Annotated in this window: 13 protein-coding genes, 1 tRNA gene and 1 pseudogene; 10 read left to right on the top strand and 5 right to left on the bottom strand. The window is 50.3% G+C overall.

The genetic code is table 11. The annotated features are described in order from the left end of the window. Positions 1-14 precede the first annotated feature (14 nt). Positions 15-608 (bottom strand): XTP/dITP diphosphatase, encoded by a 594-nt coding sequence (locus AB1552_00455; protein MEW6052249.1) that lies wholly within the window; start codon positions 606-608, stop codon positions 15-17. A 143-nt stretch (positions 609-751) separates the two neighbouring features. Here AB1552_00455 and AB1552_00460 point away from each other — a divergent pair, with 143 nt between their 5' ends. The 10 genes from AB1552_00460 (at position 752) to AB1552_00505 (ending at position 9,097) form a co-directional block, all read left to right on the top strand. After that, positions 752-1,750, top strand: coding sequence for a hypothetical protein (locus tag AB1552_00460; GenBank protein MEW6052250.1), 999 nt, complete (start codon positions 752-754; stop codon positions 1,748-1,750). A 24-nt stretch (positions 1,751-1,774) separates the two neighbouring features. Beyond that, the gene (locus tag AB1552_00465; GenBank protein ID MEW6052251.1) at positions 1,775-2,242 is read left to right on the top strand and encodes a universal stress protein; all 468 of its coding nucleotides are present in this window, start codon (positions 1,775-1,777) and stop codon (positions 2,240-2,242) included. Between the two features lie 109 nt (positions 2,243-2,351). Next, positions 2,352-2,777 carry an RDD family protein gene (locus tag AB1552_00470; protein ID MEW6052252.1) on the top strand — a complete coding sequence of 142 codons (426 nt, stop codon included), beginning with the start codon at positions 2,352-2,354 and terminating at the stop codon, positions 2,775-2,777. Next, the gene (locus AB1552_00475) at positions 2,777-3,811 is read left to right on the top strand and encodes a rod shape-determining protein (GenBank protein ID MEW6052253.1); all 1,035 of its coding nucleotides are present in this window, start codon (positions 2,777-2,779) and stop codon (positions 3,809-3,811) included. Before AB1552_00470 ends, AB1552_00475 begins: the two co-directional genes overlap by 1 nt. Continuing rightward, the gene (gene mreC, locus AB1552_00480) at positions 3,811-4,593 is read left to right on the top strand and encodes a rod shape-determining protein MreC (GenBank protein ID MEW6052254.1); all 783 of its coding nucleotides are present in this window, start codon (positions 3,811-3,813) and stop codon (positions 4,591-4,593) included. Before AB1552_00475 ends, mreC begins: the two co-directional genes overlap by 1 nt. Further along, positions 4,590-5,042, top strand: a complete 453-nt coding sequence (mreD, locus tag AB1552_00485) for a rod shape-determining protein MreD (protein MEW6052255.1) — start codon at positions 4,590-4,592, stop codon at positions 5,040-5,042. Before mreC ends, mreD begins: the two co-directional genes overlap by 4 nt. A 12-nt stretch (positions 5,043-5,054) precedes the next feature. Continuing rightward, positions 5,055-6,821 carry a penicillin-binding protein 2 gene (mrdA, locus tag AB1552_00490; GenBank protein MEW6052256.1) on the top strand — a complete coding sequence of 589 codons (1,767 nt, stop codon included), beginning with the start codon at positions 5,055-5,057 and terminating at the stop codon, positions 6,819-6,821. A 13-nt stretch (positions 6,822-6,834) separates the two neighbouring features. Next, positions 6,835-7,740, top strand: coding sequence for a cysteine synthase family protein (locus AB1552_00495; protein MEW6052257.1), 906 nt, complete (start codon positions 6,835-6,837; stop codon positions 7,738-7,740). A gap of 93 nt (positions 7,741-7,833) precedes the next feature. After that, positions 7,834-8,955 (top strand): rod shape-determining protein RodA, encoded by a 1,122-nt coding sequence (rodA, locus tag AB1552_00500; GenBank protein MEW6052258.1) that lies wholly within the window; start codon positions 7,834-7,836, stop codon positions 8,953-8,955. Positions 8,956-9,020: 65 nt separating this feature from the next. Then, positions 9,021-9,097 (top strand) — tRNA-Met (locus AB1552_00505). Between the two features lie 101 nt (positions 9,098-9,198). Here AB1552_00505 and AB1552_00510 read toward each other — a convergent pair. From AB1552_00510 to AB1552_00525, 4 genes and pseudogenes are all read right to left on the bottom strand, one after another. Next, positions 9,199-9,321, bottom strand: coding sequence for a hypothetical protein (locus tag AB1552_00510; protein MEW6052259.1), 123 nt, complete (start codon positions 9,319-9,321; stop codon positions 9,199-9,201). A 209-nt stretch (positions 9,322-9,530) separates the two neighbouring features. Continuing rightward, positions 9,531-10,832, bottom strand: a pseudogene (ltrA, locus tag AB1552_00515) (group II intron reverse transcriptase/maturase). A 670-nt stretch (positions 10,833-11,502) separates the two neighbouring features. Beyond that, positions 11,503-12,696 (bottom strand): O-antigen ligase family protein, encoded by a 1,194-nt coding sequence (locus AB1552_00520; protein MEW6052260.1) that lies wholly within the window; start codon positions 12,694-12,696, stop codon positions 11,503-11,505. A gap of 16 nt (positions 12,697-12,712) precedes the next feature. Then, positions 12,713-13,849 carry a glycosyltransferase gene (locus AB1552_00525; protein MEW6052261.1) on the bottom strand — a complete coding sequence of 379 codons (1,137 nt, stop codon included), beginning with the start codon at positions 13,847-13,849 and terminating at the stop codon, positions 12,713-12,715. Positions 13,850-13,853: the final 4 nt, after the last annotated feature.

The following is a 13,853-nucleotide window of genomic DNA, read 5'->3' on the forward strand; positions in this document are numbered from 1 at the left end:
AAATAAAATTAGAACTATTTCATTTTAAGCATATGGTTAATATGCTGACTAAGCTTTTCGAGCGCCATTCCCCTGTGGCTGAGAGAGTCTTTTTCACGGCCACTCATTTCGGCAAAAGTTATTGTGTACCCTGCGGGATAAAATACAGGATCATATCCGAATCCATTGCTCCCTCTCGGCTCTGTCCCTATGGTACCTTCAGCGTATCCATTAAAAATTCTTATAGCACCACCTGGATATGCAAGGGCCATACAGCAGACAAACCGCGCTTTTCTGTTGGTGAGGGATTGCATTTCCCTGAGCAGTGCTTCGACGTTCTTCCTGTCATCTGCCTCTTCGCCCGCATACCTGGCTGAAAGTACGCCGGGAGCTCCGTTCAGCGCTTCCACCTCAAGACCTGAATCATCCGCAAGTGACGCTATTCCGGTAAATTGCGCTACCGTCACCGCCTTTTTTGTTGCATTTTCTTCAAATGTTGTCCCGTCTTCCTCCACTTCCGGGCATCCCGGGAAATCATCAAGGGTAAGAACCCTGACCCCCAGGTTATGGGTAATTCGCACTATCTCATCGATCTTCTTCCTGTTTCTCGTTGCAAGCACTAATTCCATTCTTGTTCCTTAATTAAGAGTCCGGGTGAAGTGAAAAAATTTCCCTGCGGATGCGATTTTATACCATAAATATATTTGGCAACGCAACACGCCCGTAAAAACCCCGGTCTTGCACACAGCCGCAAAATGTGGTAAAAAAGCATATGCATGAAATCCTGCGCGCAGAACATCAGCAGTTCAGCCACGAGGAACTCAGCGCACGTATCGCCAGGTGGGTAGGCGAAGACCGGGTTCCGAAACGTTTGAATATTATTACTGACACGACCGACTTTTACCGGGTCGATTACGACGACGTAGTAATCCTCGGGGGGAGACCCTATCTGATCCGCAACAATGAAAGGGAGGGCCGCTTCGGTATTGACGAACAGCAAAAATACTGGGTCAAGCGGGCACGGGATCTTTCGGACGGCAGTGTCAGGATCATCAAACTCGTGTTTCATGAACGGTTCAAGGCAAAGGTCGGTGAAATCGTCTTTGATTGCTACAGAAGCCCCAAAAAAGAGGCCCGGATCCTTGATCTCACCCGAGACCACCCCAGGTTCATGCACGGATTTTCGATACGCGATGCTTCAGACAATACCATACGGGTAATTGAATTTATCAGGGGCAGGACACTGGCCGACCATGTGCTCTCCCTGGGCAAAGACCATGAGGAGTATTTCCATACTCATTTGCCTCGCGTAATCGACGAATTCATCGACCTTGTGAAGGCGATACAGTTCATCCACAGCCACGGGGAAAAGCACGGAGATATCAGACGGGACCACATCCTTAAAGACGAAGCGTCAGGACTTGCGCGCTGGATTGATTTCGACTTCAACTATCTCCACAAGGAAAACATGTTCGGCTACGACCTCTTCGGGCTGGGAAACATTCTCGCATATCTGGCAGGGCGCGGAGATGTAACTATCCAGAATCTCAGGGAGCAGGCATCGCCTGCCTGTGCCCGTATTACGCGAAACGACATAAATATTATATTCAATAACAGGGTGGTGAATCTGCAGAAGGTGTATCCGTACATACCGGAAGCGCTTAACTTTGTACTCCTTCATTTTTCCGTGGGCGCAAACATCTATTATGATACTGCTGACCAGTTCCTGCACGACCTGCAGGAAGCACGGGAAAGTCTTCACCATACATGATTGCACTATCTGGAGGGTAACTGCATGAATACAGACGTAAAAAAGCACAGGAATATCCTTATCGCCGTCGATGCATCCGAGAACGCGAGACGCGCGGTTTCCTATGTGAAGGATCTCCTCGACGGGCTGCCGGGCTTTCATATTACCATCACGACCATCATTCCGCAGCCCCCGGAAGATTATTTCGTCTCTGAACGCGAAAAAACAGACTGGATCGAGAATCAGAATGACACCGCAACGCGCATTCTCGAAGAGTATCGTCAAATCTTCATTCAGGCCGACTTCCGGGAAGAAGACGTCACGTCACATCTCGTAATGAGGGAATGCACGTCACTGGCAGAATGTATCCTCGATGAACGCAAAAAACTTGCGTGCGGCACAGTCGTCATCGGTCGCCGGGGGATATCAAGGAAAGAGGAATTCATGTTCGGAAGCACGTCCAGTAAAATTCTCCATACCGCAAAGGACTGTACGGTGTGGGTAATCGAATAGCCGATGGAAAGGTCCTGAGGTGAATTTTCTTTATTTCATTCCCTGTTTTTCTTTATGTTCATCGTGCGGACCCTTGAAAAATCCTTCAGATCTCTGTTAAGATTTTTGGATGTCTGAGGAATTGAAAAGGGCAGGGTTGCTTCACAGGACCATCGCCAAAATCCTCGATTTTATACTCATTGCTGCAGTTATAGAGATAATTCCAAAGGCCGGTTTTTTTGCAGGGCTTGCCTATCTCTTGATAGGTGACGGCCTGTTTGACGGAAGGAGCCTGGGGAAAAAACTGATAGGTATTCAGGTTGTTTCAGCAGATACCATGAAACCCTGTCCTTTCAGGGACTCCATACTCAGAAACAGCATATTCGCTATCGGATTTCTTCTCTACAGATTCCTCTGGTTCGGGTGGATATTCGTTGCGATTGTCTGTGCCCTTGAATTTATCATATTGCTGGGGAGCAGAAACGGAATGCGTCTCGGTGACGAAATCGCAAAAACGGCCGTAATCGACCCCCCCCAGACAACACAGGAGGGATGATGTTTTTCCACAAAATACTCGGATTGTTCTCGAACGATCTTGCCATAGATCTCGGCACTGCAAACACCCTTGTGTATCTCAAAGGGAAAGGCATCGTCTGCAATGAGCCTTCTGTTGTCGTCCTCAGAAGAAACGACAAGAAGCCTGTTGCGGTGGGTGCGGAAGCAAAACGGATGCTCGGGAAAACCCCCGCAAACATTATTGCGATACGCCCCATGAAAGACGGGGTCATTGCGGATTTCGACGCGACAGGCGAAATGCTCAAGTATTTCATCACAAAAGTCCACAACAGAAGGAGCTTTGTCTCACCGAGGGTCATCATCGGGGTACCTTCAGGCATCACACAGGTTGAGCAGCGCGCGGTCAAGGATGCTGCCCAGGTATCAGGCGCAAGAGAGGTATATCTGATAGGCGAGCCCATGGCTGCAGCCATCGGTGTCGGGCTCCCTGTCGGCGAACCTTCAGGAAACATGATCGTTGATATCGGAGGCGGTACGACAGACGTTGCCGTCATTTCCCTTGACGGAGTCGTCTACAGCAAGGCGGTGAGGGTCGGCGGCGACAAGATGGATGATGCAATCATGGCATTCATCAAGCGGAGATACAATCTCATGATCGGAGACATGACTGCTGAACAGATAAAGATTACCATCGGGTCTGCCTATCCCACAGAAGGCAGCGATGCAAGGACCATGGAAGTAAAGGGGAGGGACCTCATTTCGGGGATTCCCAAGACCCTCACGATCAATGAAACAGAGATACGCGAGGCGCTCGCAGAGCCTGTGAATGTTATCCTCGACACCATAAAGGTAATCCTTGAGAATACCCCTCCCGAACTTGCGTCAGATATTGTTGACAGAGGAATCATCCTCGCAGGCGGTGGAGCCCTGCTCAGGGGACTGGACCTGCTCATCCGTGAGGAGACCGGGCTGCCGGTATTGGTAGCCGAAGACCCCCTCACGGCAATTGTCCGGGGTGTAGGCAAAATGCTTGATGAAATTGATTTGCTGAAAAGAGTAGCTATTAATCTATAATGCCTAAAAAGAGGCTTCTGCTTTTTCTGTTTGTCATCCTGTCTCTCAGCGTGATGACCTACCAGAGCAACAGGCAGCATTTCCTCCCTTTCAAATTCCTGAACGGAGTTTTCAACAAAGTCCATGATGCAAAACATGCGGTAAAGGAGTTTATTTCCTCTCCCTTCAGAAAAATGCTGCTGAGGGAACAGGAGAATGCTCGCCTGAAACAGGAAATCTCTCTGCTGATGCAGAAACAGCAGAAATGCCTGGAGGCCCTTTCTGAAAACCAGAGGCTCAGGGAGATTCTCGCGCTCCGGGAAAAAGAGCCGAAATACGTTACGGGCGCACGGGTCATCTCAAGGAATACCGACCAGTGGTCCAATACGCTCGTGCTCGACAAAGGGAGTGCGGACGGCGTGAAAAAAGACATGTCCGTCGTGACGGAAAAAGGCCTGGTGGGAAAGATCGCGGGAGTTTCCGGTTCCTATTCCTATCTCCTGCTCCTGAGCGACATCAACTTTTCCGTATCGGCAAGGCTCCAGGAAAGCCGGGCCGAAGGAGTCGTTTCAGGGACAGGGTTCAGAAAATGCCGGCTGAAATACCTCCCCTTTGAAGACGAGGTCAAGATAGGATCTGCAGTCATCACATCAGGACTCGACATGCTGTTTCCGCCGGGAATTCCGATCGGATATGTGACGAAGGTCAACAAAAAAGGGGTCGGGTTTTTTCAGGACATCGAGGTTCTCCCTTTTGCAGACAGCAACAAAATTGAGGTCGTTGCAATAATAAAAAAGGAATGACCTACTTTATCTGGGCAGTCATAATATTTCTCACGTTCATCCTGCAGGCCAGCTTTTCGCTGTTTGATGTCACCCCGAATCTCACGGTCATTCTGGCGTTTTATGCGGGGATCAGGAAGGGAGAGGTCAGGGGATTGCTGATTGGCGCGCTCATCGGCATTATCGAGGACAGTCTTTCCGGCGCGTTTCTCGGGCTGAATCTCCTGAGCAAAGGGCTGGTGGGATATTTTTCCTCTCTCATGTACAGCAGATATTTCATCTGGACTCCTTTGCTCGGAATCATCAGTATCATGGCATTTACCCTGATTGACAGTTTCCTTGTGTTTGCATCAAGAAGCATATTCGAGAGAATGCCGGGCACGCCGGGCTCCGCGGTATTCATCTTCCTCATACAGGCAATCATGAATGCCTTATTCGGGCTCCTGATAAAACCGGCAAAAAAAGAATGAGGGAACCACTGCATGAAGAACGGCTCTGAAAAAATATCGCTTATCAGCTATCTCGTGATCATAGCCTTTCTTCTGCTCGTGATGAGGTTGTGGCAACTGCAGATACTGCAGGGAGACGAGTACAGAAAGCTTTCAGAAGCCAACAGGCTGCGGATCATAAGCGTACCTGCCCCCCGCGGCATCATCTTCGACAGGAATGGGATACCGCTCGTGAAAAATGCCCCATACTATTTCGCATCAATAATCCCGGACCAGTTTGACAGAAACAGGATTGACCAGCTGGCAGCGGTCATTGCGATCCCGGCCGCGGAGATCACAGACAAGCTGGACAGAATGGAAGCGAGCCCGTTTGTCCCGATACGATTAAAAGAGGAGCTGTCCGTCCGCGAAATCGCATTTATCGAAGCGAGACGTTCAGACTTCCCCGGTCTTTTCATAGAAGTGCAGGTCAACAGGGAATACATGTTCGGAAATGTCGGTGCACATCTCATGGGATATCTGGGGAAAATAAGTCCTTCACAGGCAAAAGATCCGTCATACAGGAATATCCCCCCTGATATGTTCATAGGGCAATGGGGCATCGAAAAGCTTTTTGACAGTGTCCTCAGGGGGGCTCCCGGCAGAAGGATAATCGAGGTGAATGCACTCGGCAGGGAAATACGGCTGCTTGAGGAGGACCCGCCGGAAAAAGGGAATGATATCACCCTCAGCATCGATATCAATCTACAGAAGGGCGCTGAAAAAGCATTCGGGGACAGGGCAGGCGCACTTGTAGCCATTCAGCCCGATACCGGAGAGATACTCGGACTGGTCAGCAAACCTTCATTCGACCCGAACCTTTTCACGCGGGGGATACGCCAGGAGGACTGGACCGCTCTGGCAACCGACAAGAAATTTCCGCTTCTCAACAGGGCTCTCCAGAGCCAGTACCCTCCCGGCTCGACATTTAAAATCGTTACGGCAATCGCAGGGCTGGAGGAGGGGGTCATCACTCCCGACACGAAAGTGGACTGCAGGGGGAGCGTTTCTTTCGGCAAATGGCGTTTCGGCTGCTGGCGGAGGCAGGGCCACGGAGTGGTTTCTCTCCACAGGGCTATTGTCGAATCGTGTGATGTATATTTTTATGAGGTCGGCAAGCGTCTCGGGATAGACAGGATTCACGATTACGCGGTAAACCTCGGCCTTGGGAAAAAGTCAGGCATCGAGCTCGGCCTGGAAAAGAGCGGGCTGATACCGGACACCGCGTGGAAACTCGAACACAAAAAGACCCCCTGGTTTCTCGGTGAGACCTTCATCGCAGCAATCGGTCAGGGATATGTGTCGGTCACCCCGATCCAGCTCGCAATGATGACAGGTGCCGTCGCAAACGGGGGAATGCTCTACAAACCGGCTCTCATAAAAGACGCCCGGCCGGTAATCCTGCAAAACTTCAGCATCTCGAAACACCATCTTGAATCAGTAATAAAAGGGCTTTCCGGTGTGGTGAACGAGCCGTCAGGAACGGGGTGGGCTGCAAAATCCGAGATCACCGACACGGCAGGGAAGACCGGCACCGCACAGGTGGTAGCGATGAGAGGGGGAAAGCAATATGCCGGCGAACGGTTCAGAGACCATGCCTGGTTTGTCGCCTTTGCACCCGTGGATAGCCCGGAGGTCGCCATGGCTGTGCTCGTAGAGCATGGAGGGCATGGCGGCGCCGCTGCTGCACCCATCGCACGCATTGCGATCGAGGAATACATGAAATCACTCCGTTCCCTTGACCATTCAATACAGAGATAAATTATAATACCCAATGGGAATATTACAGTGCATCGGAAATACACCGATCTCCTCAATAGAGACAAATCCTAACCCCAAGGTAAAACTCTACGCAAAACTCGAAGGAAACAACCCCGGAGGCTCTGTGAAAGACCGTATCGCCCTTTACATGATAGAGGCTGCAGAGAAGGACGGAAGGCTCACGAGGGATAAAATAATACTCGAGGCGACCTCTGGGAATACAGGGATCGGGCTCGCCATGGTTGCCTCAGCCAAAAGGTACCGTGTGAAGCTCACCATGCCTGCATGTGTCAGCATCGAGAGGAGGCGGATACTCGAAGCATTCGGTGCAGAACTGATTCTGAGCCCGCCTGACGAGGCTACGGACGGCGCGATACGGCTGGCGCACAAGATACTGGCCGAGGCTCCTGACCGGTATTTCATGCCAAACCAGTTCGACAACGAAGCCAATATCATGGCTCATTACGAAACCACCGGCAGGGAAATCTACGAACAGACCGGCGGAGAAATTACCCACTTTGTTGCCGGAATGGGAACTACAGGAACGCTGATGGGAGTGAGCAGAAGGCTCAAGGAATACCGCGAGGATATCCGGATAATCGGCGTCGAACCCATTCTGCATCACAGGATACAGGGGCTGAAGAATATGACGGAATCGATCAGGCCGAAGATATTCGATCCCGCACAGCTTGACGAGAAATATTTCGTCAACGATGAAGAAGCATTTGACACCACGAGAATGCTCGCAGTGAAAGAGGGGATATTTGCAGGCATGTCAAGCGGCGCGGCAATGCACATTGCCCTCAGGAAATCCAGTGAGATTAGGGAAGGAGTCATCGTCGTCCTCCTTCCTGACAGAGGCGACCGTTACCTCTCCACATCGCTCTTTACGTCTGTCTGCGCAAAGTGTCCTCCCTAAAAGACCCGGTACAGGCAAAGGCTGATGCATGTGATATCCGTCCATATTTTTTGTGCACAGGGCCTTTCCTGAACCAGGGTGCCGAATGAATGTATGCTGAAAATAGACCGCAGGCTCATTCAGAATTTTGACTGGATCACCCTCGCGGTCACGATCCTCATAGCCCTCATAGGGATCATGACCATCTACAGCGCAACACGCCCCCTCGCAGAAGGAGAGCATCCGGTTTTCTATCTGAAGCAGATTTCATGGCTCGTCCTCGGAATCGTCGCCCTGTTCTTCATTACGAGCATTGATTATATCTGGTTCAGTAGATTCTCCCTTCCCTTCTATATCATGGGGGTTATCCTTTTACTCGCAGTCTTTATCTTCGGAAGGACAGGCATGGGAGCCCAGCGATGGCTGAGTCTTGGCCCCGTCTCTTTCCAGCCTTCAGAATTCTTCAAGCTGGTGTATATCGTCATGCTCTCGCAGTACCTCAGCACAGTCAGAAACCCTATCGATGCGCTCTCACTCCTGAGGATATTTTTTGTCATCACCCTGTTTCCTTTCATTCTCCTTGTGAAACAGCCTGATCTCGGTACCGCGCTGATTGTTCTTGCCATCTTTACTTCACTCATCATCGCCCGCGGTCTCTCGAAAAAGGTGATAATACTTTTGGTCCTGATAGGGCTCATATCCCTGCCGTTTCTCGGGAACATATTCTGGGGAGGGCTCAAGGACTACCAGAAAAGCAGAATTGTCGCCTTTATCGAACCTGAGGTGGACCCGACCGGCATCGGCTACCACCTGAATCAGTCGAAGATCACGGTCGGATCAGGCAAGCTTGTCGGAAAGGGCTACCTGCAGGGGACACAGGGACCGTTCAGGTTCCTGCCTGAAAAACATACGGACTTCATCTTCGCAGTCTTTGCCGAAGAATGGGGGTTCTTCGGAAGCGTGCTCCTTTTCTTCTTCTATCTCGTTTTGATCCTGAGGGGCCTTGATACCGCAAGGAAGGCAAAAGATGATTTCGGCCGGCTTCTCGCCATCGGCATCACCTCAATGTTCCTCATCTACTTTTCGGTCAACGTGGGAATGACACTCGGGCTGATGCCGGTTGTCGGAGTTCCGCTGCCGTTCATGAGCTACGGAGGAACCGCGCTCCTTTCGAACATGCTGGCGGCAGGCATTCTTATCAACATCAGAACCCGCCGCTTTGAACTCTTCCATTAAAGAGTTTCCTTTTGTTATAATTTTTATCTGCCTTGCGGTTATTTCTGTCCTTTTGTCCGTTCAAAGGCGGTGTAGCTCAGTTGGTTAGAGCATGCGGCTCATATCCGCAGTGTCCGGGGTTCAAATCCCTGCACCGCCACCACACTTTTTAAGTGCTCCATATGGCGTTGTCAGAAGCAGATGGTAATGGTTTCCCATGATGCAGTAGGCATAGAGGTCTATCCTGTATTTCTTGACTGCGATTTACAGTGTTTCGAGGAAGTATTCTTTGTCCTGATCCTCTGCGAAGATGTGTTCTCCCCTGTTGCCCCGCGATATGATGTGATATGCCGCGCCTTCATACTCTATCCTCAGGGGTCTTGCCATGAGGTCAATTATAAGAACCTATCGTCATATTCATGTAGGGTCAAGGAATGGCGAGTTGCTTTAGGATGCGCCTTGGCCGTGTCCGCCGTTTCCAGTTTCGTGCCCGTTTAGGTTATCCATAACACTTTTCCATCCCCTGCCTCATCAAACCGTACGTGAGGTTTTCCCTCATACGGCTTTCCTGTTCTCTTCGCAGCAAGGCATATTACCTATCGCGCCGAAGCCGCTTTCAGGCTGATATACTCAATCCGGTAGTCATAAAACAAACCCCATTTCTGATATATATCTTCCTTACTCCACCGCTGCCAGCCGAAGCCCTTCAGTTTCTTCCGCCTCATGACAAACTTCCTCACCCTCTTTTCTATGTAGTTTCTGACTTTACAGAAGGTACGGTGGCTGTTGCCCATCCTGAAATAATTCACCCAGCCACGTATTACTGCATTGACAGTGCTAATCACTTCGTTCAAGGGTTTAGCCCAGCTTGCCTTGAGCGCCGCTTTTATTCTCTTGCCGATTTCCTTGACCTTCTTTTTCCGGGGTGTCTTGCTGACATAGACTTTTCCTTCACGGTTCTTGTTCAACCGAAAGTCGAACCCAAGAAAGCTGAAGCAGCCTCCTTCTTTGAGGTTGACCACTTTCGTCTTTTCCTGGTTCATCTGCACTTGCAGTTTATCGAGTTCTTCACTCAACCGCCTCTGTACAGTACTCAACAGCCGGTCTTCATTAGGATGCCCGTGAACAAGTATTACCATCTCATCCGCACTCCGTATAAAAGCAAGATTGTCGTACCCTTTGCGCCGGGTTACGTCCCGCGCCCGTTCCATCATCTCATCCACATCGTTAAGGTAAAGGTTCGACAGCAATGGCGATATGATTCCACCCTGCGGCACTCCCTTCTTCCCATTTGCTTTGAGTATGAGTTTCAGAAGATGCATGATGTCGTCATCCTGCACCCTGCGGGCAACTTTCTCCAACAAGATATGATGTCTTATGTTGTCGAAGTATCCGCTCAGGTCTACGTCTACTACCCTTGTCAGCCCATGCAGTACTCCGGCAGTCACTTTGTCGATTGCCTGATGTGCATGCCGCTTCGGTCAGTAGCCGTATGAACAATCCTTGAAGTCAGCCTCAAATATCGGTTTGAGTATGAGCTTCAGCGCTCCTTGTACAACACGATCCTTTACAGTCGGTATCCCGAGGGTGCGGCTCTTTCCGTTTCCCTTCGGGATCTCTACCCGTCTGTTCGGCATCGGGCTGTATGTCCGGTTCAGGAGTTCCTGTCTTATCCCTTCCAAAAATCCTTCAACGCCCTCTGCTTCGATATCTGCAAAACTCTTTCCATCGATTCCGGGCGCTCCATCGTTGGCCTTTGCCAGCCGATAGGATTCTTCAAGGATTTCTTGCTTGCAGATATGACAGTAAAGTCCCCAAAACCTCCAGTGCTTCTCGGTCTTCGCCTTCCTGTATATCTTTCTTCTCAGTTCCTGCAGTCCCATGGAAGCCTTTGTCATTCTTCCCTGCCTTACCTATGTTGAAAGATTTAAGATACAGCAGAGCCCCTTTGCTCCGACAAGGTTGTGTTGTCCTTGCCATCGTCGCTCCTACGGACTCATCCGTCACCCTCTCGTCTGTCGGCACACTTCGTCGTGCAACTTATAGCGCCTACTCTTGCTCCCGATATTTCTGTCAGGGACGAGGAGGGTTTCCCCAGTTGACAGCGCTTCTTTCTATCCGTGTCGCCGCTGATACCCCGCCACCGTTCTTTTACCTGATAGCTGTTGTAGGTAAAAGAATGTTGCCTTCACCAATTATTGACAGGTTCGGCCAGTGGTACTCGTCTTTTACGAGGCTACATCTACGTTCACGTTAGTTACGACCCGGATATTTGCTCATCCCGCTATACGGAACTTTGTCGATGGGCTTCAGACGACAACGTTTCCATCACCCCCTGCCATCCAAGCTACATGGCCTCCGGCTTTTGCCATGACGGGACTCTCACCCGTTAGAGCGCGCTACCCTTCGCTGGGCACGCCACGATTCAAGGGCTGACCCCAGAGGTTTTATTGATGAGACCATGTGAAGCACGGGATATTGCACACCCGGTCTTTCCTCGTCTCCCTTTTGTCCGATCTTCCGTCAACTGCACCGTCTCCTGCATGCAGGAACAGATCGGCAAAGCCCTCAGGATTCTCCCCAGTATGTCCTGAAGCCCGGGTGGATCAGCGCATACCCGATGCCGATGAGCATCCAGAACATCTGTCCCGGCCATCCATGATACATGTAGTCGAAAGTATTCAGGCACAGGAAACCGGCAAAGGAAGCGAATATCCCGGAAATGATCAGTCTTTTTTCCAGGATCGTTTCAGTCCTGACCGCCCGGACAAAGTCTTTCATGATAATGCCAAGCATGGCGAGAAGAAGCAGCAGTCCCGGCACACCGTTCTCAACCGCGGTGTTGAGAAAAAGATTATGTGAATGCTTGACATATATGCCGGGGTAATACTTCTCAAAGGTTCCCTTTCCGTATCCGATGCCGGTCAGCGGATAGCTGCGGATTATTTCGGCAGAACGGATGATCGCGTCAATCCTCGGCTGCTCACTTCCCCGTTTGAACAAAGTCGGAGAAATAACCGATTTGTATGACAGCACAACGCCCGCCAGAGATACGGTGAGGACGGCCGCGAGGATCAGCATCCGGTACTTCTTCAAAAAGATAAATACAAGGATCAGGAGCTCGATCATGACCGCAATCCATGCTCCCCGCGTAAAGGTAAAAAACAGGGCAGCCAACGAGACCGGTATGCTGAAAAGAATGATGCGCCTCAGCCAGCCATCAAAAGAAAAGCCAAGCACGGTAACCACAGGCAGCGCAAGGACAAGGAATGTTGACAGCCGGTAGAATGCACCGGTGAACCCGTGAACCCTGTTCACAAAGAAATCGGGCGAAAGGTAAAATTGATAGCATGCATACAGAGACATGAGCACAGCAGAAAAAATCATGGGATAGAGCAGACCTTTCACTTTCCCCGGGAGAAATTCCCTCAGGCTGTAGTATGCAAAAAAATAGAGAAGGTACTGTTTGGACATTTTGGTCAGGACTTCCTCCAGGCTGTATGCCGGGTCTATTGCCTGCACCAGTCCGAAGAGCGCCCAGCAGAAAGAGACCGCCATCAACGCATGCAGCATGCTGTCCGGCGAAGAGGGTATGGGACCCTTCGCGCGGTTCGCGACCCGGTCTGCAATAAACGCGCCTGCCAGAAGGAAAAAAAGAATCTCCTTTATCGTGGTCATGCCGTTGAAAGGAAGAAGAAACAGAAGGCCGGACAGGCATATCACCTCGGTTGTCCTGAAATATGGAACTATTCGTGCGCTCATGCCCTGATCCGTCCGCTTACCGGTTATTCAGTACTGATTCATACAGCTCGGTCAGTTTTTTAATCATGACATCAGCCGTGAATTCCTCTTCAATCCTTGTGCGTCCATTAGCCCCGAGATTTTTTTTCAGGTCGTTGTCCAGGTAACTGATTTCGATCATTGCAGCAGCCAGTGATCTGACATCTTTCGGCTTGACAAGTTTACCACATTTGCAGTTCCCGAACACTTCGGGAATCCCTCCCACTTCAGAGGCAATGATCGGCAGCCCCGATGCCATCGCTTCAAGCAGTGCGATGGAAAGCCCCTCTGCAAGAGAGGGAAGCACGAATATGTCAAAGGCTCTCAGCATCTCGAAGACATTGTTTCTGTATCCTGTAAACAGTACCCTTGAAGCTACACCAAGATTCGCAGCCTTTTTTTGCAGTTCCCCGAATAACGGCCCGTTTCCTGTAATGACAAGGCGTGCGTTTGGAATTCTTTCCTTCACAAGGGCAAATGCTTCAATCAGATATGATTGTCCCTTTGTTGCGACAAGCCTTCCCACCGTGCCGAAGACAAACTCATCCTCTGCAAGGCCGAGTTGTGCACGGGATTCCCCTTTGCTGATCCGTATGCTGTCGATTGTGGAAAGATCAATGCAGTTCTTCACCGTAATCACCTTATACGGGTCCAGTCCCCAGTTGTTTTTGATAACATCTTTTCGCACGCTTTCAGAAACGGCAACGATTTTTTTCACGCCGCGCAAAAGGAACCAGTTTGTGAGTTTTCGCTTCCATGAACGGGTCCGGGCAAGACCATGGACGTGAGCGATTACAGAGATATTTCCGGAAACAAGCGCTGCCAGTGAACCGTAAATGGTGGGTTTATGTTTCTGGCAGTGGATTATGTCAATATTTTTTCGTCTGAGGATTCCGGAAAGTTTTGTGATGACAAAAGGATTAAAGACCTCCAGAGACTTCTTGCTGAACCCGAGATGGATAACCTCATACCCGAGATCGGTCAGGGTATTGTGATATCCGTGGTCTTCTCCGAGATAGCAGACAATATGGATAAACCGGCGGTTATCCACTCCCCGCACAAAGTTTATGAAAACAGGGAGATTTCTCTCAAATGCTTTTCTGAGGTGGAGGATGCAGTATTTCCCCTCTCTCATGGGG

This window comes from Nitrospirota bacterium, from assembly GCA_040754395.1.
GTDB lineage: Bacteria > Nitrospirota > Thermodesulfovibrionia > Thermodesulfovibrionales > SM23-35 > JBFMCL01.

What these genes read in the sequence shown, in the direction of transcription:
- AB1552_00455 (MEW6052249.1), bottom strand. Translation starts at nt 608, where the DNA reads ATGGAATTAGTGCTTGCAACGAGAAACAGGAAGAAGATCGATGAGATA.
- AB1552_00460 (MEW6052250.1), top strand. Translation starts at nt 752, where the DNA reads ATGCATGAAATCCTGCGCGCAGAACATCAGCAGTTCAGCCACGAGGAA.
- AB1552_00465 (MEW6052251.1), top strand. Translation starts at nt 1,775, where the DNA reads ATGAATACAGACGTAAAAAAGCACAGGAATATCCTTATCGCCGTCGAT.
- AB1552_00470 (MEW6052252.1), top strand. Translation starts at nt 2,352, where the DNA reads ATGTCTGAGGAATTGAAAAGGGCAGGGTTGCTTCACAGGACCATCGCC.
- AB1552_00475 (MEW6052253.1), top strand. Translation starts at nt 2,777, where the DNA reads ATGTTTTTCCACAAAATACTCGGATTGTTCTCGAACGATCTTGCCATA.
- mreC (MEW6052254.1), top strand. Translation starts at nt 3,811, where the DNA reads ATGCCTAAAAAGAGGCTTCTGCTTTTTCTGTTTGTCATCCTGTCTCTC.
- mreD (MEW6052255.1), top strand. Translation starts at nt 4,590, where the DNA reads ATGACCTACTTTATCTGGGCAGTCATAATATTTCTCACGTTCATCCTG.
- mrdA (MEW6052256.1), top strand. Translation starts at nt 5,055, where the DNA reads ATGAAGAACGGCTCTGAAAAAATATCGCTTATCAGCTATCTCGTGATC.
- AB1552_00495 (MEW6052257.1), top strand. Translation starts at nt 6,835, where the DNA reads ATGGGAATATTACAGTGCATCGGAAATACACCGATCTCCTCAATAGAG.
- rodA (MEW6052258.1), top strand. Translation starts at nt 7,834, where the DNA reads ATGCTGAAAATAGACCGCAGGCTCATTCAGAATTTTGACTGGATCACC.
- AB1552_00510 (MEW6052259.1), bottom strand. Translation starts at nt 9,321, where the DNA reads ATGGCAAGACCCCTGAGGATAGAGTATGAAGGCGCGGCATATCACATC.
- AB1552_00520 (MEW6052260.1), bottom strand. Translation starts at nt 12,696, where the DNA reads ATGAGCGCACGAATAGTTCCATATTTCAGGACAACCGAGGTGATATGC.
- AB1552_00525 (MEW6052261.1), bottom strand. Translation starts at nt 13,849, where the DNA reads ATGAGAGAGGGGAAATACTGCATCCTCCACCTCAGAAAAGCATTTGAG.